Annotated in this window: 22 protein-coding genes and 1 tRNA gene; 7 read left to right on the plus strand and 16 right to left on the minus strand. The window is 37.3% G+C overall.

Annotated features, from left to right (window positions below):
- Positions 1 to 66: 66 nt before the first annotated feature.
- A complete protein-coding gene (locus tag H8787_RS06360) occupies positions 67 to 618 on the plus strand; it encodes an NADPH-dependent FMN reductase (protein WP_187327700.1) in 552 nt (183 codons plus the stop codon).
- Between the two features lie 31 nt (positions 619 to 649).
- Here H8787_RS06360 and yaaA read toward each other — a convergent pair whose 3' ends face one another.
- The gene (yaaA, locus tag H8787_RS06365) at positions 650 to 1,393 is read right to left on the minus strand and encodes a peroxide stress protein YaaA (protein WP_187327701.1); all 744 of its coding nucleotides are present in this window, start codon (positions 1,391 to 1,393) and stop codon (positions 650 to 652) included.
- 113 nt (positions 1,394 to 1,506) lie between these two features.
- On the opposite strand from yaaA, the gene H8787_RS06370 reads away from it, so the two are divergent.
- Both H8787_RS06370 and trhA read left to right on the plus strand, forming a co-directional pair.
- Positions 1,507 to 1,965, plus strand: a complete 459-nt coding sequence (locus H8787_RS06370) for a DUF1836 domain-containing protein (RefSeq protein WP_049517700.1) — start codon at positions 1,507 to 1,509, stop codon at positions 1,963 to 1,965.
- Positions 1,949 to 2,596: a PAQR family membrane homeostasis protein TrhA gene (gene trhA, locus H8787_RS06375; protein WP_187327702.1), complete on the plus strand. Its 648-nt coding sequence runs from the start codon at positions 1,949 to 1,951 to the stop codon at positions 2,594 to 2,596. Before H8787_RS06370 ends, trhA begins: the two co-directional genes overlap by 17 nt.
- Before the next feature lie 110 nt (positions 2,597 to 2,706).
- On the opposite strand, the gene H8787_RS06380 is transcribed toward trhA, so the two are convergent.
- The 8 genes from H8787_RS06380 to H8787_RS06415 all read right to left on the minus strand — a co-directional run bounded on the left by H8787_RS06380 (position 2,707) and on the right by H8787_RS06415 (position 10,443).
- On the minus strand, positions 2,707 to 3,663 hold the full coding sequence (locus H8787_RS06380; RefSeq protein WP_039677137.1) for an ABC transporter permease: 957 nt from the start codon (positions 3,661 to 3,663) through the stop codon (positions 2,707 to 2,709).
- 1 nt (position 3,664) lies between these two features.
- Positions 3,665 to 4,729, minus strand: coding sequence for an ABC transporter permease (locus tag H8787_RS06385; protein WP_006269380.1), 1,065 nt, complete (start codon positions 4,727 to 4,729; stop codon positions 3,665 to 3,667).
- The gene (locus H8787_RS06390) at positions 4,722 to 6,257 is read right to left on the minus strand and encodes an ABC transporter ATP-binding protein (RefSeq protein ID WP_006269415.1); all 1,536 of its coding nucleotides are present in this window, start codon (positions 6,255 to 6,257) and stop codon (positions 4,722 to 4,724) included. The genes H8787_RS06385 and H8787_RS06390 overlap by 8 nt, the downstream gene beginning before the upstream one ends.
- 130 nt (positions 6,258 to 6,387) lie before the next feature.
- Entirely contained in the window at positions 6,388 to 7,446 is a 1,059-nt protein-coding gene (locus tag H8787_RS06395; RefSeq protein WP_006269420.1) for a BMP family protein, read from the minus strand.
- Positions 7,447 to 7,518: 72 nt separating this feature from the next.
- Positions 7,519 to 7,908, minus strand: coding sequence for a cytidine deaminase (locus tag H8787_RS06400; protein WP_150225688.1), 390 nt, complete (start codon positions 7,906 to 7,908; stop codon positions 7,519 to 7,521).
- A complete protein-coding gene (gene deoC / locus H8787_RS06405) occupies positions 7,895 to 8,557 on the minus strand; it encodes a deoxyribose-phosphate aldolase (RefSeq protein ID WP_187327703.1) in 663 nt (220 codons plus the stop codon). The genes H8787_RS06400 and deoC overlap by 14 nt, the downstream gene beginning before the upstream one ends.
- An 18-nt stretch (positions 8,558 to 8,575) precedes the next feature.
- Positions 8,576 to 9,853: a pyrimidine-nucleoside phosphorylase gene (locus tag H8787_RS06410; protein ID WP_003068925.1), complete on the minus strand. Its 1,278-nt coding sequence runs from the start codon at positions 9,851 to 9,853 to the stop codon at positions 8,576 to 8,578.
- Positions 9,850 to 10,443 (minus strand): class I SAM-dependent methyltransferase, encoded by a 594-nt coding sequence (locus tag H8787_RS06415; RefSeq protein ID WP_020997809.1) that lies wholly within the window; start codon positions 10,441 to 10,443, stop codon positions 9,850 to 9,852. The genes H8787_RS06410 and H8787_RS06415 overlap by 4 nt, the downstream gene beginning before the upstream one ends.
- A 95-nt stretch (positions 10,444 to 10,538) precedes the next feature.
- Between H8787_RS06415 and coaA the strand changes: the two genes are divergently transcribed.
- The 3 genes from coaA (at position 10,539) to H8787_RS06430 (ending at position 12,338) form a co-directional block, all read left to right on the plus strand.
- Positions 10,539 to 11,459, plus strand: a complete 921-nt coding sequence (coaA, locus tag H8787_RS06420) for a type I pantothenate kinase (RefSeq protein ID WP_187327704.1) — start codon at positions 10,539 to 10,541, stop codon at positions 11,457 to 11,459.
- A 68-nt stretch (positions 11,460 to 11,527) separates the two neighbouring features.
- Positions 11,528 to 11,764 (plus strand): 30S ribosomal protein S20, encoded by a 237-nt coding sequence (rpsT, locus tag H8787_RS06425; protein WP_006269392.1) that lies wholly within the window; start codon positions 11,528 to 11,530, stop codon positions 11,762 to 11,764.
- A gap of 64 nt (positions 11,765 to 11,828) precedes the next feature.
- Entirely contained in the window at positions 11,829 to 12,338 is a 510-nt protein-coding gene (locus H8787_RS06430) for a DNA topology modulation protein (RefSeq protein WP_020997811.1), read from the plus strand.
- Positions 12,339 to 12,385: 47 nt separating this feature from the next.
- On the opposite strand, the gene H8787_RS06435 is transcribed toward H8787_RS06430, so the two are convergent.
- Complete coding sequence (locus H8787_RS06435; protein WP_187327705.1) at positions 12,386 to 13,999, minus strand: M20/M25/M40 family metallo-hydrolase; 1,614 nt, start codon at positions 13,997 to 13,999, stop codon at positions 12,386 to 12,388.
- Between the two features lie 177 nt (positions 14,000 to 14,176).
- Between H8787_RS06435 and H8787_RS06440 the strand changes: the two genes are divergently transcribed.
- Positions 14,177 to 15,625, plus strand: a complete 1,449-nt coding sequence (locus tag H8787_RS06440) for an alpha-amylase (protein WP_049493216.1) — start codon at positions 14,177 to 14,179, stop codon at positions 15,623 to 15,625.
- Positions 15,626 to 16,094: 469 nt separating this feature from the next.
- On the opposite strand, the gene H8787_RS06445 is transcribed toward H8787_RS06440, so the two are convergent.
- The 6 genes from H8787_RS06445 to rplS all read right to left on the minus strand — a co-directional run bounded on the left by H8787_RS06445 (position 16,095) and on the right by rplS (position 20,492).
- Complete coding sequence (locus H8787_RS06445; protein WP_187327706.1) at positions 16,095 to 17,441, minus strand: sensor histidine kinase; 1,347 nt, start codon at positions 17,439 to 17,441, stop codon at positions 16,095 to 16,097.
- Positions 17,431 to 18,105: a response regulator transcription factor gene (locus tag H8787_RS06450; RefSeq protein WP_003068917.1), complete on the minus strand. Its 675-nt coding sequence runs from the start codon at positions 18,103 to 18,105 to the stop codon at positions 17,431 to 17,433. Before H8787_RS06450 ends, H8787_RS06445 begins: the two co-directional genes overlap by 11 nt.
- 265 nt (positions 18,106 to 18,370) lie before the next feature.
- Complete coding sequence (locus H8787_RS06455) at positions 18,371 to 18,814, minus strand: hypothetical protein (protein ID WP_037596942.1); 444 nt, start codon at positions 18,812 to 18,814, stop codon at positions 18,371 to 18,373.
- Positions 18,815 to 19,141: 327 nt separating this feature from the next.
- On the minus strand, positions 19,142 to 19,900 hold the full coding sequence (locus tag H8787_RS06460; protein WP_003068915.1) for an alpha/beta hydrolase: 759 nt from the start codon (positions 19,898 to 19,900) through the stop codon (positions 19,142 to 19,144).
- Between the two features lie 133 nt (positions 19,901 to 20,033).
- Positions 20,034 to 20,105 (minus strand) — tRNA-Arg (locus tag H8787_RS06465).
- A 39-nt stretch (positions 20,106 to 20,144) separates the two neighbouring features.
- Positions 20,145 to 20,492 carry a 50S ribosomal protein L19 gene (gene rplS / locus H8787_RS06470; RefSeq protein WP_003024326.1) on the minus strand — a complete coding sequence of 116 codons (348 nt, stop codon included), beginning with the start codon at positions 20,490 to 20,492 and terminating at the stop codon, positions 20,145 to 20,147.
- Positions 20,493 to 20,639 lie beyond the last annotated feature (147 nt).

Raw genomic sequence — 20,639 nt, forward strand, 5'->3', positions numbered from 1 at the left:
TTTCTTGCTAACTAGTGATATTTGTTGTAACATGAACAGGTACAAAAGAAAAGGAGAGTGACTTATATGTCTAAAAAAGTACTATTTATTGTCGGGTCTTTTCGTCAAGGCTCATTCAACCATCAATTAGCTGCTCAAGCTGAAAATATCCTTACTGACAAAGCTGAAGTTTCTTATCTTGATTTCAAAGATATTCCATTTTTCAACCAAGATATTGAAAGCTCAGCTCCTGCCGCTGTTGCCAAAGCTCGTGAAGAAATTCTTTCCGCTGACGCTATCTGGATTTTCTCCCCAACTTATAACTGGTCTATTCCAGGTGTTGTTAAGAATCTTCTGGATTGGTTATCACGTGCTCTTGATCTTTCAGATCCTACTGGACCTTCTGCTCTCAACGAAAAGCTTGTAACAGTTTCTTCTGTAGCAAATGGAACTTCTCCAGATGAAGTTTTCAAACATTATCGTAGCCTCCTTCCATTTATTCGCATGAATGTCGTTGAACCATTTACTGGTGTTGCTGTGAATCCAGAAGCTTGGGGAACAGGTCAACTCACAGTTTCTGAAGAAAAACAAGCTGAACTCGCAGCCCAAGCTGAAGCTTTATTAGCAGCAATTAACTAAAAAGAATCCAAAACGGAATGATACGTTTACGTCATTCCGTTTTTTGCTTATTTTCCTTGACAAAAACATAAGTATCTATAGTAGATAAATCTTCTCGAAAAGCAAAGTCTGCAAATTGTAATTGCTTGATTTCCTCTTTCGTTATTATTTGATTTTCAATTAAAGCAGTTAAAAATTGCCCCCGCGCCTTCTTAGAAATAGTTGAGTGAACTTTCAAACTTCCTTCTCTATCTTCTAAAAATTTAAACCGAAGCATCTTATCGCGCACAGATTTGGAAAACACCGTCTCGAACTCACTTGATAACAGAGACAAAATCATTTCCTCATCTGAAATAGCTGCATCATAATCATTGCGCCAATAATTTTTCAGGCTTTTGCCAGAAATAGTACATTTCACTGAAAAATCCAATCGATGAGGTGAAATCAACGCCATAGCTGGTATAACACCATATAGACTAGAAGTGATGAACAAATGCTTGTCTATATACCTCAACTCTTTCTCCATTAAATCACTTCTTTTGATATTTCGATACATGAGACCATCAAATAAATGCAAAGTTGGGTAAGTAAGAGCTTGCTCATTTTTTAATTGTTGCAGATGAAGATGCTCCTCTTCTGCCCGCTCCAGGTTAACATGATAAAGCTTCGCTAACTCTTCAATAGAATACTGTGACAGGCTAGCTACAATTGTTTTTGTTTGCTCTGAAAGAAAACACTTGCCATGAGGCTTAAGGCTAAGATTCATTTCCTTTGCAGTTGGAATTAAAATTTTCATAATCTTATTGTATCAAAAGTTATTTTGCAGAACAAATGATTTTTCTCTTGACATTAGACAATTGTTATCATATAATCTAGTTATTAAGACTAGATAAGAAAGAGGTGGATATTTTGGAAATCACAAAATTCCCAACTTGGGAAGAACTACCAGAGTTAGATCTTTATCTTGATCAGGTTCTCCTCTATGTGAATGGTGTCAACGAACAAGCATTTCATAGCACGGATAAGCCTTTAACGGCTGCTATGGTCAATAATTATGTGAAACACGCCCACATTCCAAAGCCAATTAAGAAAAAATACAATCGTGTACAGATTGCTCGTCTGATTGTATTGACGACGTTAAAACCTGTCTTTCCAATACCAGATATTATCAAGACGATTCAACTTCTGGTAGACGAAAAAAATTCAGCTACTCTTTATAATGAATTTGTTAATTGTATGCGAGAAGAAAAAGCTGACATAATCGCACCTGCTATTGAAGCAGCTTGCCAAACGGTGAAATTATTTCATCAAACAAAGAAATTGGCTCTAGCCTTAGAAGGAGGTAAAACAAATGAATCAAACGCTTAAACTCAGCAAACAACTTAGCTTTGGGGAAGAAATTGCCAATGCTGTTACTCACGCTGTCGGGGCTGTGGTTATGTTAGTACTGCTTCCTATCTCAGCCATTTATAGCTATGAAGAACATGGTATGCTTGCTGCTGTCGGAGTTTCAATTTTTGTCATCAGTTTATTTCTGATGTTTCTTTCTTCAACGATTTACCATTCAATGAGCTATGGTTCTACGCATAAGTATATTCTACGGATCATCGATCATTCAATGATTTACATTGCTATTGCGGGAAGTTATACGCCAGTCGTACTATCTCTTATGAACAATTGGTTGGGTTATCTTATTATCACAATTCAATGGGGAACGACCATTTTTGGTATTTTGTATAAAATATTTGCTAAAAAAGTTAATGAAAAATTCAGTTTGGCACTGTATCTTATTATGGGATGGTTAGTGATTCTTATCGTTCCCCAAATCATTGGGCAAACAGGACCAGTCTTCTGGGGACTGATGCTGGCTGGAGGACTCTGCTATACTGTTGGTGCAGGATTTTATGCTAAGAAAAAGCCATATTTCCATATGATTTGGCATCTCTTCATCCTAGCAGCATCTGCTCTTCAGTATCTTGCAATTGTATATTTTATGTAAGTAACTTTAAAGACAATTATTCTTTTAGAAAGTTTTTCCAAGCAGAATAATTGTTTTTTTATAAAAAGAGCCAGGCTACTTTGAAAAGTAACTTGGCTTTTTGCAATAAATTATTTTGATTTGATATAATTAACACCATCTGCTTTTGGTGCAACAGCTTTTCCGAAGAAAGCCGCTAATACGACAATAGTTAGTACATACGGTGCAATTTGCAAATAAACTGCTGGTACATGTGATAGGAATGGCAATTGACTTCCGATAACAGCTAAACTTTGTGACAGTCCAAAGAAGAGACTTGAAAACATAGCTCCAATTGGGTTCCATTTACCAAAAATCATAGCAGCCAGTGAGATAAAGCCTGGTCCGATAATCGTTGTTGCAGCAAAGTTTACTGAGATAGATTGAGCATAAATCGCACCGCCAACACCGCCAAGGAAACCTGAAATCATCACACCATAATAACGCATGAGATAAACATTGATTCCCAATGTATCAGCCGCTTGTGGGTGCTCCCCTACAGAACGTAAACGCAGCCCAAATTTCGTCTTAAACATAATGAACCAAGCTAGAAAGGCAAATGCTACTGCAATATACCCCATTAGACTGGTATGTTTGAAGAAAATATCTCCAATGACAGGAATATCTGATAATAGCGGAAAGTTAAATTTGCCAAATGATACTTGAATATTATTAGTTTGTCCTTTGTTATAGAAAGCTTTTACCAAGAAAATTGCTAAGGCAGGTGCCATCAAATTGAGCACTGTACCACTAACAACATGATCGGCTCGGAAATTAATCGTTGCAACAGCATGGATAAGAGAGAAAATCAATCCCACAATACCGCCAACCAAAAGTGCCAGCCACGGAGTTAAATTTCCAAAAGTATTGACAAAAGTAAGATTAAAGACAACTCCTGAAAAAGCCCCCATCACCATAATACCTTCGAGTCCGACATTGACAATTCCTGCATGCTCAGAATAAGCTCCACCAATACTTGTAAAAATCAAAGGTGCTGCATAAATCAGCATAGAGGAAACTAATAGACTTAACATCGTTACAAAATTCATCTTATTTTCCTCCCTTGACTTTTGCTTGTTTTCTTGGTTTGATAAAGTGTTCAATGATATAATGAATACTTACGAAGAAAATAATAGACGCTGTTACAATATTTACCAACTCAGCCGGAATCGTTGCGGTATTCATACCTGGAGCACCGACTTGGAGCACTGCAAATAAGAAGGCTGCAAATGGAATACCAATTGGTGAATTGCTAGCTAATAAACTAACGGCCATACCATTAAATCCAACAGCAAGAGAACTTCCTTGTACATAGATGTTTTGGAATGTTCCTAGTCCTTCGACAACACCTCCGACACCAGCAAGCGCGCCTGAGATAATCATTGAAAGAATAATCGTTCTTTTAGCAGACATCCCTGCATACTCACTCGCATTTGGGTTTAGTCCGACAGAGCGGATTTCAAAGCCAAGTGTTGTTTTTTTCAACATAAACCAGATAAGAACAACTGCAATGATTGCAAAGAAGATTCCGATGTTCATCCGTGAATTGTTTGTCAACGCTCGCAACCACTCTGTTTGATAGGTTGCATTTGCTCCAACTTTAATACTTGAATCAATACTTTGCATGACACTCTTGGGGAAACTATGAATCATTGCATTTCCAACATAAAGAACAATGTAGTTCATCATGATCGTTACAATAACTTCACTCGTTCCTAAGTAAGCACGAAGAATACCAGGAATTGCTCCAATAATCCCACCGGCTACTGCTGCAATGACAACTGTCGCAAGAATCATAATCGGACGTGGAAGGTTCGGAAACGAAAGTGCAAACCAGCCGCTCAAAATCCAACCTGCTAAAGCTTGTCCAGGCAAACCAACATTAAAGAATCCAGCTCGACTTGCCACTGCAAATCCAAGAGCAATTAAAATAAGTGGACCCATTGCACGGAAAATTTCTCCAATATTGCGAACGGTACCAAAGGCTGCTTTGAACAATTCTTCGTAGCCCCAAATAGCATCATATCCAAAAATCCACATGACAATGGCGCCCAGCAAAATCCCAAGAACAACGGAAATCAAAGGCACTGCAATTTGCTGTGTTTTCTTAGTCATTTGAATCTCCCTTCTTAATTTCACCACCAGCCATCAAGATACCTAACTCTTGCTTATTGGTTTCAGCAGGGGTTACAATGCCTTGAATTTTACCATCATGGATAACAGCGATACGGTCTGAAACATTCAAAATTTCATCCAATTCAAAGCTGACAACCAGTACTGCTTTCCCCTTATCGCGCTCTTCAATCAAACGTTTGTGAATATATTCAATCGCCCCAACATCAAGTCCACGAGTTGGTTGACTAACGATTAAAAGATCTGGATTACGATCGATTTCACGAGCAATAATCGCTTTTTGCTGATTTCCTCCTGAAAGTGCAGATGCTGGAACAGTTTCACTTGCAGCACGAACATCAAATTCCTCCATTAATTTGCGTGCATAAGAAGTGATATTATTATAATTTAAGATGCCATTTTTGCTTAATGGCTCCTTGTAATAAGTTTGCAAAGCCATATTTTCAGACAGCATCATCTCCAGTACTAAGCCATCACGATGCCGATCTTCAGGAACGTGGCTGACTTGCATTTCGGTAATCTTCCTTGGAGATAGACCAACGACTTCTTCGCCTTTTATAGTAATACTTCCTGATTTTACTTTCCGAAGGCCTGTGATTGCTTGAATTAGCTCACTTTGTCCATTTCCATCAATCCCAGCAATTCCGACAATTTCACCAGCTCGCACATCCAAAGACAAATTTTTAACAGCAGGCACACCACGATTTTCATTAACGATCAAATCTTTAATGGATAGAATAACTTCCTTAGGGTCTGATGCTATTTTTTCTGTCGTAAAGGATACCGAACGCCCAACCATCATTTCAGCAAGATCTTTATTCGTTGCTCCACCAATCTCAACAGTTTGAATACTTTTACCACGACGGATAACGGTGACACGATCTGAAACAGCACGAATTTCATCCAATTTGTGCGTAATCAAAATGATGGATTTTCCTTCCTTAACTAGATTTTTCATGATATGCTCTAGTTCTTCAATTTCTGAAGGAGTTAATACTGCGGTTGGTTCATCAAAAATCAGGATATCAGCGCCACGATACAAGGTCTTTAAGATTTCAACACGCTGTTGCGCACCAACTGAAATATCTTCGACTTTTGCTGTAGGATCTACAGCAAGACCATATTTTTCAGATAGCTCCGTGATATCTTTAATTGCTTTCCTAATGTCTAAAACACCATTTTTCGTCGTTTCACTCCCCAAAATAATGTTTTCAGCAACCGTAAAAGCCTCTACCAACATAAAATGTTGGTGAACCATTCCGATTCCTAAAGATGCTGATTTTGATGGAGAATCAATTGTTACTGACTTTCCATTCACAGTAATCTCACCACTTGTTGGCTCAAGCAAGCCCGCCAACATATTCATCAGAGTGGACTTCCCCGCTCCGTTTTCTCCTAAAAGTGCATGAATTTCACCACGTCTTAGATTAAGGTTAATTTTGTCATTTGCGACAAATTCACCAAAAATCTTGGTTATTTCATGCATTTCAATGACATTTTCATGTGCCATATGATTAAATTCCTTTCAGAAATTATTTTATTTCAGTAAAACTCACTAAAAGATTAGCCAGCTTTACTGAGACAAAAGCTGTCTCAATCTCAAAAAAGCGACCCACGAAGGTCGCTTCTTGAGTGTCAGATTACTTATCTGTAGGAACTTTAATACTTCCATCAAGGATTTTTGCTTTTGCATCTTCTACTGCTTTTTTAGCTTCAGCAGACAAATTCTTAGTTGTTAAATCTACACCTTTATCTTTCAAACCATAAGTTGTAGTTTTACCTCCAGGGAACTTACCTTTTGCTGTTTTGTTAGCAATATCTTTTACAGTACCACCAACTTGTTTCAGAGTAGAAGCTAAAACAAAATTAGATTCTTTGCCATCTTTAGATTTGTATTTACCTTCTTCGTTTTGGTCACGGTCAACACCAATAACCCAAACTTTTTCAGATTCATTTCTAGTTTCATTGATGGATTTTGCTTCGTTGAATACACCTGCACCAGTACCACCGGCTACTTGGTAAACAATATCTGCACCAGCTGCATATTGAGCAGCTGCAATGGTTTTACCTTTTGCTGCATCACTAAAGCTTTCCGCATATTTCACATCAATCTTAATAGATGGATCAACAGATTTCACACCTGCTTCAAAACCTTTTTCAAAGCGAGTCAAAACAGCACCTTTAATACCACCAACAAAGCCAATTTTCTTGGTTTTAGTTGTTTTTGCTGCAGCCACACCTGCAAGGTAAGCAGCTTCATTATCAGCAAATAAAGCAGAAGCTACGTTCTTATGACCTTTAATCTCATCATCAATGATAACATAGTTCGTATCAGAATGATCCTTTGCTGCTGCTTCTACAGCGTTACGAAGAGCAAAACCAATACCAAAGACCAACTTGTAATTACCAGAAGCTGCCTGCTCAAGGTTAGTAGCATATTCTGATTCATTAGTAGATTGAAAATAAGTGAAGCCATGGTCTTTTGTCAAACCATTTTCTTTACCCCAAGCTTGCAAACCTTCCCAAGCTGATTGGTTAAACGATTTATCATCTACACCACCTGTATCTGTTACAATTGCAGCTTTCAAATCTGTCTTTGCATCTTTATTGCTTGATTTAGATGCACGGTTACCACATGCAGCAAGTCCAATTGCTGCGACAGCTACTAGACCAAGGCCTAGCCATTGTTTCTTGTTCATCTCTGAACCTCCTAAATAAGATGTGCAACAAAGTTGCAAAATTAACTTTGGTCAAATGACCTTTTTTACTAACTAGTCTAAGTTAGTAAAAGAATATGGAAGTAATTCCTTGACCGTCATCACGACCGTCGATTTATCTTTGGCAACAAGTGTTACCTTTAAATTCTGCGGAAAAAATTCTGCCATTACTTGACGACAAGCTCCACACGGAGAAACGGGCTTTTGAGTTTCACCATAAACGATTAGTTCCTCAAACTCCGTAACACCTTCTGAAATAGCCTTAAATATGGCTGTCCGCTCACCGCAGTTCGTCAGACCAAAACTAGCATTTTCAATGTTTACGCCTGTAAAAATCTGACCATTTTTAGCTACTAGTACAGCGCCAATCGGAAAATGAGAATAAGGAACGTAAGCTTTTTTACTTGTCTCAATCGCTAGATCAATCAACTCAGTAGTCGCCACTAGCTTTTTCTCCTTTCATAATGGCTACACCAGAAGAAGCTCCGATACGCGTTGCGCCTGCTTCAATAAATGCAACTGCATCTTCATACGAACGAGCCCCACCTGAAGCTTTAACACCCATATCTGGATCCACTGTCTTTCTCATCAATGCTACATCATGAACAGTAGCTCCACCTGTTGAAAATCCAGTTGAAGTTTTTACAAAGTCTGCACCAGCTTTTTGGGCTAACTGACACGCTACAACTTTTTCTTCATCAGTTAACAAACAAGTTTCGATAATTACTTTTACCAGTGTGTCACCGCTTGCTTCCACAACAGCAGCAATATCTTCTTCTACCAACACCAGATTTTGAGATTTCAAAGCACCAATATTGATAACCATGTCTACTTCGTCTGCTCCGTTCTTAATGGCATCTTTTGCCTCAAAAGCTTTTACAGCAGGTGTATTTGCACCCAAAGGGAAACCAATAACAGTACAAACCTTAACATCTGTATCTCGTAATCCTTCTGCTGCAAAACTGACCCATGTTGGATTAACACAAACACTTGCAAAATCATATTCTCTTGCTTCTTCAATCAATTTTTCAATTTGCTCTTGGTGAGCATCTGGCTTTAAAAGCGTATGATCTATATATTTATTTAACTTCATTTTCGGTTCTCCTGTAAGTTAAGCGATTACTTCAATAATCTCTTGAACTTTTTTCGGCTCATTACTTATTTTAACATTTTTTTTGAATTCTGTAACTAGTTCTTGTGAAATTTTTTCATTTGCATAAATTTTTGCGACAATTTCATCGATTTTGACCGGCTCTCCGACTTTCTTTTCAAAAACAATTCCTGTTTCAAAGTCTAATGCATCAGATTTCACAGCTCGACCTGCGCCCAGCCGCATAGCAAATAAACCAAACTCCATCGCTGGTAATTCAGAAATATAACCCGCTTCATCTGCAGTCACTTCTACAACGTATTTTGCTGATGAAGGGCGGTACAAATCTTCTAAATCGCCACCTTGTGCAACAACCATGGCTTCAAATTTTTGCAGTGCCGATCCATCAAATAGATGTTCCCGCACTTCTTTTACAGTTTTTTCAACATTTGCTAAGCCAAGCATGATTTGACCTAATTCACAAATAAATTCTGTTACATCTTCTCGTCCTTTTCCTTGCAGGATATCCAAAGCTTCAAGGATTTCCAAACGATTACCAATGCTAGTTCCCAGAGGTTGGCTCATATCAGTAATAACTGCTGTCGTCCTACGCCCAACCGCCTTTCCTAAATCAACCATAGTACGAGCTAGAGCACGCGCATCTTCTAGATTTTTCATAAATGCGCCTTCCCCAACTGTCACGTCTAACAAAATGCTATCCGCACCAGCTGCAATTTTCTTGCTCATAACAGAACTTGCAATCAGAGGAATCGTATCGACGGTAGCTGTCACATCACGCAAAGCATAAAGTAACTTATCAGCTTTCACCAACTGATTTGACTGACCAATAACGGACAATCCGATATCCTGCACTTGTTTAATAAATTCTTCTTGGCTGCGCTCAATCTGAAATCCTTTAATGGATTCTAGTTTATCAAGTGTTCCTCCTGTATGACCGAGTCCACGACCACTCATTTTAGCAACAGGCACGCCAAAACTAGCCACCAATGGTACTAACACCAGTGTCACTTTGTCGCCTACACCTCCGGTCGAATGTTTATCAACCTTGATTCCAGAAATAGCTGACAAATCAATTTGCTGACCTGTGCCTACCATGGTCATCGTCAAATCAGAAATCTCGCGAGTACTCATGCCTTTAAAATATACTGCCATTGCAAAAGCCGACATCTGATAATCGGGCACGGTTCCGGCAACATATCCTTCGATTAACCACTTAATTTCATCGCTGGTTAATTCTAAGCCATCCCGCTTTTTCTGAATAACATCAACTGTTCTCATATTTCCTTCCTACTTCTAAGGATATAATATCCCTTATCTTTTTTTAAAATTTCGCAATTTCCAAATACTTCTTCCATCTTAGCTTTTGCACTTGGCGCTCCCTGTTTTTTTTGAATAACAATCGTCAAGTCACCTCCGTCTAGTAAGTGCGCATGGCTTCCTGCAATCACCTCATGAACAATCTGTTTCCCAGCTCGAATCGGTGGATTGCTGATAATATGATGAAATCTCCCTTCTACATTTTGATAAATATTAGATTGAAAAATCGTAGCTAGAACTTGATTACGATTAGCATTTTGGCGAGCTAAATCAAGAGCACGCTGATTTATATCAACAAGGGTCGCCTTGACTTCTTTAGCCTTGACTAAAGTAAGTCCTAATGTTCCATAGCCACAACCAACATCTAATACGCTTTCTTGCTTATGAAAATCAAGACACTTTAAAAGCGTTTGACTTCCATAATCAATCATTTTCTTACTAAAGACGCCGGCGTCAGTCAAGAAAGTCATATTTTGCCCCAGAAGTTGAACGTTCAGTTCGTGAATATCATGTTCTGCATCTGGATTTTCTGCGAAATACATTTTAGTCATAAAACTATTTTAACATAAAGACCTTTTATTTGTAAACCGTTTACAATTTGTTTAAAATTATGATATACTAATGGTCATATTAATAGGAGTCCTCTATGAATAACGAATTTATCCATTTTGAAAAAATTAGTCGAAAAACTTGGCAAAACTTACATCGCAAAACAACTCCACCTTTAACACAAAAAGAGCTAAATTCCATCAAAAGTTTCAATGATAAGATTAGCCTTCAAGATGTAACAGATGTTTATCTTCCCTTGACCAATCTCATCCAAATTTATAAGCGCTCAAAAGAAGATTTAGCATTTTCAAAAGGTATTTTTTTACAGAAAGCTATCAAACGCCAACCGTTTATTATCGGTGTCTCTGGCAGCGTTGCTGTTGGAAAATCTACTACCAGTCGGCTCTTGCAAATCCTTTTATCTAGAACATTTTCAAATGCTACTGTTGAATTGGTGACAACGGACGGATTTCTTTATCCAAATGCTCACTTGCAGGATCAAAATCTTCTCAAGCGCAAAGGCTTTCCAGAAAGCTATAATATGGGACTCTTGCTTGACTTTTTGGACAATATCAAAAATGGAAAGGATTATCAAATTCCTGTTTATTCTCATGAAATTTATGATATTGTTCCAGACGAAAAACAGTATGTTACAGCCGCAGATTTTGTCATCGTTGAAGGTATCAATGTTTTTCAAAATCCACAAAATGAACGTCTCTACATGACGGATTTCTTTGATTTTTCGATTTACGTGGATGCAGAAGTTGAAAATATCGAAACTTGGTATCTGGATCGTTTTAAAAAATTGCTCACTTTAGCAAAAGAAGAGCCAACTAACTATTATCATCCTTTCACTTCTCAGCCAGAAAACAAAGTCATGGAATTTGCTCAAAATGTCTGGAAATCTATTAATCTTGTCAATTTACAGGATTATATTGAACCCACACGCAACCGAGCCGAAATTATTCTTCATAAAACAGCAAATCATGAAATTGATGAAATTTATCTTAAAAAATAAAAAGGCTTGTCAAATTTTAACTTTTCATATATAATTAGATAGTTAGTATATCATTGGAGGTGAAAACATTGGCAAATATTAAATCAGCTATCAAACGCGCTGAATTAAACGTTAAACAAAACGAAAAAAACTCAGCTCAAAAATCAGCTATGCGTTCTGCAATTAAAGCATTTGAAGCAAATCCTTCTGAAGAACTTTTCCGCGCTGCAAGCTCAGCTATCGATAAAGCAGAAACTAAAGGTTTGATTCATAAAAACAAAGCGAGCCGCGATAAAGCACGTCTTGCTACAAAACTTGCAAAATAATCTGCATAACGTAAAAAAGAGCTCAGTGGAGCTTTTTTTGTTGCTGAAAACAGAAAGGCTAGATATGAAAATTGCAATCATTGGTTATTCTGGATCGGGAAAATCTACTTTAACGACCAAATTAGCCCAGTATTACTCTATTCCCAAATTGCATTTAGACACACTGCAGTTTCTACCCAATTGGGAAATGAGTGACCGCAGCTGGATGCAAGAGCAAGTTAAAGGATTTTTAGAAGCCAAAGAAAACTGGGTGATAGACGGAAACTACAGCTCCTGCTGCTATGAAGAGAGAATGAAACAAGCAGACCGAATTATTTTTTTAAATTTCTCACGTTGGAGTTGTCTCTATCGTGCTTTTAAGCGTTATCTGATTTATCGTGGCAAAAATCGCGATAGTACGGCAAAGGGGTGCATTGAAAAATTTGATTGGGAATTTATCCGCTGGATTCTACATGACGGGCGAACGATAAACATTCGCACACGTTATGAAAAACTTCAAAAAATGTACGCTTCTAAATGGATAACCCTTCACAATCAAAAGGAACTAGATAACTTTTTAGCACAATTTTCATAAAAAACAAGAGCTATATCCCTAACTAAACTGAATATAGCTCTCTTGTTTTATTTTTTAATGCTGTCAATGTGTTCTAACAAATATAACAGAAATTGAGGAATCGTCTTCAACATATCCTTTTCATAGACGCGTTCTGTTAACTGATGCAAATCCTTTCCCCAAGGACCCAGATTGATTCCAGGAACATTGATATCCTGAATTTTATCGAAATCAATCGGATATAAATTTTCAGGGACAGCCATACTATCGATAATTTTCTGATATTCTTCAACAGATTTTTCTAAAGCACAGTAACTAACATCGCAAATTCCCATAAAGAACTCTTCTACTGTTAGACGAGCAGCCGCCGTATCAGCTAAGTATCTACTATAAAGTGCAATGAGTTTTTCAATATCAACCACACTATTTTTCAGATGCCGGCAATTCATAGAAGGATAATAAGGTGGTGCAATGGTCAGCACCACAAATGCTTCCTTTTTATCATAGAAATCTAACACCTTTTGAACAGTTTCAATGGTTATTTCTTGATAGCTTAAGCCCGCTTGAAATGCTTTATGAGCAGATCGGGTTACCTTGTGCATAAATTCTTCAAATCCAGACTTCTTTTGACATAACTGTATTAACTCATCATAAGTCAATACACGAGGTTTTGTGACTTTTTTATACTCTTTATAAACCACCTGCAAAGTCTGATAACGCTCATAAAATTCATCAACAGCTTCTTGACAAAGATGTTGAATTGTCATCATCAGCTCTTTCGGACTTTTATCTAAATAAAGAACGTTAAAATAGCCTGCTGCCCTGAGAACAGTTGATACATCATAATTTTCCTTCAAATCACGCATATAAGACCATGAGGGCAAAGGAGCCCGCTCTCCATCAATCAAATCCGACAAGAGAGGATTAAGATCAATTTTTTCTACTACTTTTGCTAGAAGCGAAACAGCATTGATACCCTTGAGAGGCTCTTTCATGTGGGAAAGAATACCCTGCGTAACCACGACAGGCATCATTTTCCCAACTGTTCCAACATGCAGCACTTTTTCCTGAGCTGAATTGCTTTCAAATGGTTCTGAATCAATAGCCAAGATATAATTTAAATGAAATTTCTTCTTCAAATCAGAGAGCAAACCTACCGCAGCTCGCATTCCTTGAGAATAGGATTCCTCATCTCCAACTGATAAATAAAGAAGATTCACTTTCCCTTCTGCTTTGCTCGCATATTCTGCGACTACTCCCAATTGCAAAGCCAATGCAGCTTTCATATCACATGATCCACGACCAAATTGCCATTCGTTAGAAATTATATCTTCTAACACATCCTGACCCAGTGCAGAACTTGCTAAAGCTTTTTTCAAAGCCATATTATCAAAGGCAATTTCCTTTAAATTGCCAAAATCCTCAATATCAACTGTATCATGGTGATGAAACAAAATCACTGTATCTGCACAATGACGTTTTACTAAAGCCCAATTCACGCTGCGATGGAAAAAATCATTCGGAATCTGATATGTGCCAAAGTAATCCGAATGCTCCTGAAAATACGGCAGACTGCCAATATATTGATTGAGAAAATTTTCAATATTTCTTTCCAAATCCGTATGCGTAAAACTTTCAATCACCATGCTCTTGTCAAAAATATCTTGAATCCTATTTTTCATCAATGGCTCCTTCAACTTTTTAATAAAAATAGCTCACTAGCTTTATTATATACCTTCAAAATAACAGTTTCAATCCATTTTATCGTTTCTGATTCTATAAAATTTACGCAAACGTTTGCGTCAAAAGAGTTATTTTGATAAAATAATAGCCATCAAGATAAGAAAGAAGTATCTCGTATGGAAAATCAAACATTGATGCAATATTTTGAATGGTATCTACCAAATGACGGACAACATTGGAATCGCTTAGCAAAAGATGCCCCACATCTAGCTTCTAAAGGGATTCGCAAGGTTTGGATGCCACCAGCTTTTAAAGCTACTAGTTCCAACGATGTTGGTTACGGTATCTATGACCTATTTGATTTAGGCGAGTTTGACCAAAAAGGAACGATTCGAACAAAGTACGGCTTAAAAGAAGAATATTTGAAAGCTATTAAGTCGCTCAAAGAAAATGGAATCGAGCCTATTGCAGATATCGTTTTAAATCACAAAGCAGCAGCAGATTACAAAGAGCGATTTACTGTTATTGAAGTTGACCCAAACGATCGTACAGTTGCACTCTCTGAACCTTTTGAAATTAAAGGTTGGACTAAATTCACGTTCCCAGGTCGCCACAAAAAATACAATGATTTTGAGTGGCATTGGTATCACTTTACTGGGACTGATTATGATGCTCAACGGAATAAATCAGGGATTTATCTCATTCAAGGAGACAACAAAGGGTGGGCAGATGATGACTTAGTTGATAACGAAAATGGCAATTTTGATTATCTCATGTATGCTGACCTTGATTTTAAGCACCCAGAAGTCATTCAAAACCTTTATGATTGGGCAGATTGGTTTATCGAAACGACTGGCATTCATGGCTTTAGGTTAGACGCTATTAAGCATATCGACTCTTTCTTTATGAGAAATTTTATCCGTGATATTATGGCGAAGTATGGAGAAGATTTCTATGTCTTTGGAGAGTTTTGGAATGGTGATGAAACTGCAAATAACGATTATTTAGGAAGCATTGACTATCGTTTTGATTTAGTTGATGTCAAGCTTCATCATAATCTATTTGATGCTAGTCGCGCTGGAGTGGACTATGATTTGAGAAATATTTTTGAACAAACACTCGTCAAAAATCATCCTGAATCGGCTGTTACTTTTGTCGATAATCACGACACACAACGTGGACAAGCGCTGGAATCAACTGTTGAAGAATGGTTTAAGCCTGCTGCTTATGCTCTCATTTTATTGCGTAAAGCAGGTCTACCTTGCGTTTTCTATGGAGACTACTATGGTATCAACAGCGAATTCGCTCAAGCCAGCTTCCAAACAGTTCTTGATAAATTATTAGATATTCGTCTCAACTTAGCCTATGGCGAACAGACGGATTATTTTGACGACGAGCATTGCATTGCTTGGACCCGTTCAGGCAAAGACAATGGACAGCCAATTGCTGTTATTTTGACAAATGATCAAGCTAATTCAAAACGCATGTATATTGGTGAAAATTGGGCTGGTAAGGAGTTTAAAGATTACTTAGGAAACAACTCTTCAGCCGTGATAATCGAGGAAGACGGCTGGGCAGATTTCCCAGTTGCAGAAAAATCAGTTAGCGTCTGGTCTGCGCAATAAAATAAGGAACACAGAGAGAGCTAAACCCAAATTCGCTCTCTCTGTCGATCGGGGCGACGAAGCAAACCGAAAGTTGAGACCCCGTCCGCCCGGCTGACAGCATAAACTAAAACTTAGGCGGCTCGTCCGCCCAGTCGACAGAATAAACCGAAACTTAGACAACTCGTCCGCCCAGCTGACGGAATAAACTGAAACTTAGTCAGCTCGTCCGCCCAGCTGACAGAATAAATTAAAACTCAGGCAACTCGTCTGCCGGGCTGACGGAATAAACTGAAATTTACTTGCTTCGTCTGCCGGGCATATGAAAGCAAGAAAGAACGATGTTGACATTCTCATTCAACTATGCTTTTAAACAAGAAAAAAACACGACCAAATCAAGATTAGCTAACAACTCGTCTTGACTTGGTCGCGTTTTATTATCATCTTTCGGAATAACTTTCTTTACAGGTACACCGAAAGTATCCTAAATCTATTTTTTCTTTTTATTATCCGTTCGAATCGCAATCTTCACCTCAAAAATAGTTCCTTTAGGCTTATTGTCTTTCACTGCAATGGTTCCTTTAAGAGCTTCTGTGATTTGCTTTGCAAGCGACAACCCTAAACCAAAACCACCTGTCTGCCGAGTCCGTGCTTTATCAACACGATAAAAACGATCAAAAATCTTTTTCTTATCTGCTGTACTAATCCCCGGACCATTATCCGAAACCTTCAAAAACAAATTTCGATCATTTGCAGAGATTGTCAATTCAATCACACCATCTTCATCTGTATATTTCAGGGCATTATCAAACAAGATAGTCATCAATTGCTTCAGTAAGGTTTTATCCGTTTTAATTACGCGGTGAATCCTATTGTCAAATCGGAAAATTTTCCCATTCTCTGCGGCAACCATTTCATAGTTGGTGAAAGTTGTATTAAAGAAATTTGGCTCGACATCGCCAATTTCTGGTTTAATCCCGTCGTCACGCCGTGCTAGATTGAGTAAGTTTGTCGTCAACATTTTCATATTGCGCACTTCATCCAAACTAGAAGCAATGCTTTCACTGGCTTCCATAATAGTAGCTTCTGGCTTTCTAAATAAAGTCTCCAAACGATTTTGCAACACAGCTAGAGGTGTACGCAACTCATGACTAGCGTTTTCGACAAAACTTTTTTGCTTTTGAATGCTTTCTAAAAGAGGTTTAACACTGACCCGTGCAAGATAAACACTAGCAATCAAGGAAATTCCCCAGAAACTAATCATCACCACCACAATCAACTGTTCATGATTTTGACTAGTTTGTTCCAATTGACTGATATTGATAAAAACCGCTGCGTATTTGACATTGGTCTCCAAATTAGGCAGTTTTACCTCAAATAAAATCATTCGATAGGTTTCTTCTCGACCATAATTGCTTTTTACTTGAATCTGACGAATGTGGTCTAATTGCTTGCTATTAAAGGAAAGTTTATTGAACCCTAAGAAATTATTGCTTGTAATAATCGGCTTATAATTCTTATCAAATAAAATAACTTCTGTATTGGCACTAACATTTGGTTTATCTGTCAATTCTTTGTCAGCTGTTCCACTTTTAGGCTCTCCATTTTCTGACTTTTGCTCTAGCCCTACTTTTCGAGCAAGCGCTAAATTAATCACAGAAGCCGAATCTTGACTCAAGCTTTTTAAATTGTTATCTACCGTTGTATAAAGACTTGAGCGCATAACTTGAATGATAATCAAGGTCATAGCTGAGAAAATGAGAGTAAAAATACCAAAATTGCGAATGAAATAAGAAAAATCATCCGCATACCATGCTTTTTTTAGTTTATTCAGCATCTTTTAAAATATATCCGACGCTGCGAAGTGTTTGAAGATTATTCGCAAAGGTCGTCCCTTTCAATTTTTTCCGAATTTTTGAGACATAAACTTCTACAACTGAAATGGTTGTATCACTATCAAACCCCCATAAGCGATCGAAAATCTGCGTCTTCGGTAGAATAACATTTTGATTCTGCAAGAAATATACTAATAAATCAAATTCTTTTCCGAGTAACTCTACTTCATTTCCATCTACAAGTGTCGTGTTCGTTGACAAATTAATGGTTACATCGCCATAAGAAAGAGTATTTTCATTAAACTTGCCCGATCGTTTCAAAAGAGCTTGAATCCGCATTTTTAACTCTTCCAAATAAAAGGGTTTGGTCAAATAATCGTCGGCTCCCAACTCAAAGCCATGTCCTTTATCATTCAAACTCTCTTTAGCTGTCATAATCAATACCGGTGTTGTAACACCTTTTTCACGTAATCCCTTCAATACTTGAAAACCGTCTTTTTCCGGTAACATCAAATCAAGTAAGATAAGATCGTACACACCACTTTCAGCTTCGTACAAGCCTTCCTCACCATCAAAAACTTGCATGACATCTGCAAAATCATCCAAAAAATCAAATACTGAGTTAGATAAACCAAGGTCATCTTCTACTAATAGAATCTTAATCATACGCTTTTCCTTCTAAAAATATGAGTTTAGGACAAATATCCCTCAATCAATAATTCGTTATGTACTAAACGGCGCAATAGCCGAGCATTTAAGCAGCATCCTGTTTCTTTCAGAATAGAATAAGAACTAAAAATTTTAAAATTCCACTTCTTCCCCATTCCCTTAATTATGAACCAATCAACTATTTTCACATTTTCGTGTTAAAACTCAATCTACTGACTTTCTGCTATTCTGATTCTATTATAGCATGACTTTCTCTAAAATATTAAGAATTTGTTGTATTTGAGTCATTATTTTCTGTCGTACTACTATTCTTGTCTGATTTAGTCGAACCGTCAGCATTTGATGGAGCTTTTTTCTTTGAGTTATTATTATTTCCTGATCCATTTTGACTATTACTATTATCATTTTGGTCACCGTTTTGTTGGGAAGGTCTTCCATTGGGATCACCTTGGTTATTTCCACTTTGTCCACCCGGAGGTATTCCCGGACCACCTTGGTTTCCTTGTTGGTTTTTTTGCGCCTGAGTTGTCGTACTTGTCTGTACTTTAGTTTGCTGATTAAGCGCATTTGTCGCCAATGAGCCAATACCTAGCCCACCAAGAAGACCGACAGCAAGTGATCCGCCTGCTACAACAGTCATCCACCATTTCGTACTTTTTTCCACTATGATCATCTTCTCTTTTCTACTTGTATTCTCTTGTTTCATTTTTATCAAATTCCTTCTTTCTATTTTTAAGCATTCAGAGACTGTGTTACAAAGAACATTGCAATGATTCAGCTCTTCTTTATGATAAAGCGTATCAAATCAATATACTTAACTTTGAATTTTTATCTCCTCATACTCTTTCTTTTGAATGTACCTATCATATCCATTTTTTCTTAAAAGTGACTGAATTTTTTCTTAAATAAACCTAAAACTAAAGAAAGAAAATAGTGAAACAATACAGAAATAATAGAAATAAAAAAACTAAATCCGATAAATACGAATTAGTTTAGAAACGATTTTATTGAACCCCGGTTAGAAAAGTGAAAACTATGTCTCTTTTTTGTCAAAAAGCCGGTTAGTATCTATTTTATCTCTAAGTAATGCTGCTATTTCTTTTGGTTTTTCTGTATATAAGGAGTGACCACAGCCAGACACTTCTAGAATGTCTATAAAATCCGGAATATTTTTCAAAGCATTCTGTTTCCTGATAGGCGTACTTTGATTTACTCTTGGAATAAACAATATCACATTTCTATTCTGTAAAAGAGATAGTTTCCCTGTAGTTTGTCGTCTAATAGTTAACAAACGAGTGAGCAGTATTTCAGAGAAGTTCAAATGCCAATACCTTTGTACCTCATCAAAGACAAAACTTTTTTTAACTGCTCTCTCTATATTTTCTGACCACACAGTGGCATTTTGCTTTTCTGCTATAATAGCTCCTTCTAAATTTCTATAAGTATTCGTTTGAAGATAATTCAAAGCATCTTCTATTTCTACATTTAAAGGGCAAATCTTGTCCATATCAATATATCCACCATCTAGTAAGACGAGATGCATAATATTATCATAAACACTTGTTAGATAAACTGCTAAATCTGCTCCCAAAGAGTGGGCAATTAACAGAATATCATCTTCCATATCAACTTGTGCTACAAACCAGTCTTTCAAAGCCTGTAATGAAGTTAATCGTTCTTTCAACTTAGAATCATACATATCCAGATAAACAACTGGAAAATGCAAAGAGTCGAAAAAGTCTTGAGGATAGAAACGATTGCATCCTAAACCACCAATAAAATAAGCTTTCATATTTTCCTCCTTTCTCTCACTGCTATAGAAACAAAACTTACTTTAGCTTTTATTTGTTTCGCTTTCAAAATATACAAATTTGGCCAAACATAACAAAAGCTCTTTAGTAACAAGAGCTTTCAGCATATTACGATGTCCCCTGCCGGAATCGAACCAGCAACTACTCCTTAGGAGGGAGTTGTTATATCCATTGAACTAAGGGGACTAGAGAAAAACTCTGCCGACAGACAGAGTTATTTCTACATTAACGGCGAATTTCTTTAATACGCGCAGCTTTACCTTGTAATGCACGAAGGTAATACAATTTCGCACGACGTACTTTACCGTAACGTACTACTTCAATCTTTTCAACACGGGGTGTGTGAAGTGGGAAGATACGTTCAACACCTACACCGTTAGAAATTTTACGAACAGTATAGTTTTCTGAAATACCTGCACCCTTACGAGCGATAACCACACCCTCGAAAATTTGGATACGTTCGCGGTTTCCTTCGACAACTTTCGCATGAACACGAACAGTATCACCAGGACGGAACGCAGGAATATCAGTACGAAGTTGACCTTCAGTCAAACTTTGGATTAATGGATTCATTTTTCTTCTCCTATCTTACTAATCTTACGATTCAAGACCACAGCGGATTAGTCGTTTTCTAGTGCTTCCATTACGCACTAACTAATATCATAACAAATTTTATAAAAATTGTAAATGCCTTATTTGAATTATTTTTCTTTTTGGAAG

It is taken from the genome of Streptococcus sp. NSJ-72, assembly GCF_014334035.1.
GTDB classification, from domain to species: domain Bacteria; phylum Bacillota; class Bacilli; order Lactobacillales; family Streptococcaceae; genus Streptococcus; species Streptococcus constellatus.

What these genes read in the sequence shown, in the direction of transcription:
- H8787_RS06360 (WP_187327700.1), top strand. Translation starts at nt 67, where the DNA reads ATGTCTAAAAAAGTACTATTTATTGTCGGGTCTTTTCGTCAAGGCTCA.
- yaaA (WP_187327701.1), bottom strand. Translation starts at nt 1,393, where the DNA reads ATGAAAATTTTAATTCCAACTGCAAAGGAAATGAATCTTAGCCTTAAG.
- trhA (WP_187327702.1), top strand. Translation starts at nt 1,949, where the DNA reads ATGAATCAAACGCTTAAACTCAGCAAACAACTTAGCTTTGGGGAAGAA.
- H8787_RS06380 (WP_039677137.1), bottom strand. Translation starts at nt 3,663, where the DNA reads ATGAATTTTGTAACGATGTTAAGTCTATTAGTTTCCTCTATGCTGATT.
- H8787_RS06385 (WP_006269380.1), bottom strand. Translation starts at nt 4,729, where the DNA reads ATGACTAAGAAAACACAGCAAATTGCAGTGCCTTTGATTTCCGTTGTT.
- H8787_RS06390 (WP_006269415.1), bottom strand. Translation starts at nt 6,257, where the DNA reads ATGGCACATGAAAATGTCATTGAAATGCATGAAATAACCAAGATTTTT.
- H8787_RS06395 (WP_006269420.1), bottom strand. Translation starts at nt 7,446, where the DNA reads ATGAACAAGAAACAATGGCTAGGCCTTGGTCTAGTAGCTGTCGCAGCA.
- deoC (WP_187327703.1), bottom strand. Translation starts at nt 8,557, where the DNA reads ATGAAGTTAAATAAATATATAGATCATACGCTTTTAAAGCCAGATGCT.
- H8787_RS06410 (WP_003068925.1), bottom strand. Translation starts at nt 9,853, where the DNA reads ATGAGAACAGTTGATGTTATTCAGAAAAAGCGGGATGGCTTAGAATTA.
- H8787_RS06415 (WP_020997809.1), bottom strand. Translation starts at nt 10,443, where the DNA reads ATGACTAAAATGTATTTCGCAGAAAATCCAGATGCAGAACATGATATT.
- coaA (WP_187327704.1), top strand. Translation starts at nt 10,539, where the DNA reads ATGAATAACGAATTTATCCATTTTGAAAAAATTAGTCGAAAAACTTGG.
- H8787_RS06430 (WP_020997811.1), top strand. Translation starts at nt 11,829, where the DNA reads ATGAAAATTGCAATCATTGGTTATTCTGGATCGGGAAAATCTACTTTA.
- H8787_RS06435 (WP_187327705.1), bottom strand. Translation starts at nt 13,999, where the DNA reads ATGAAAAATAGGATTCAAGATATTTTTGACAAGAGCATGGTGATTGAA.
- H8787_RS06440 (WP_049493216.1), top strand. Translation starts at nt 14,177, where the DNA reads ATGGAAAATCAAACATTGATGCAATATTTTGAATGGTATCTACCAAAT.
- H8787_RS06445 (WP_187327706.1), bottom strand. Translation starts at nt 17,441, where the DNA reads ATGCTGAATAAACTAAAAAAAGCATGGTATGCGGATGATTTTTCTTAT.
- H8787_RS06450 (WP_003068917.1), bottom strand. Translation starts at nt 18,105, where the DNA reads ATGATTAAGATTCTATTAGTAGAAGATGACCTTGGTTTATCTAACTCA.
- H8787_RS06455 (WP_037596942.1), bottom strand. Translation starts at nt 18,814, where the DNA reads ATGAAACAAGAGAATACAAGTAGAAAAGAGAAGATGATCATAGTGGAA.
- H8787_RS06460 (WP_003068915.1), bottom strand. Translation starts at nt 19,900, where the DNA reads ATGAAAGCTTATTTTATTGGTGGTTTAGGATGCAATCGTTTCTATCCT.
- rplS (WP_003024326.1), bottom strand. Translation starts at nt 20,492, where the DNA reads ATGAATCCATTAATCCAAAGTTTGACTGAAGGTCAACTTCGTACTGAT.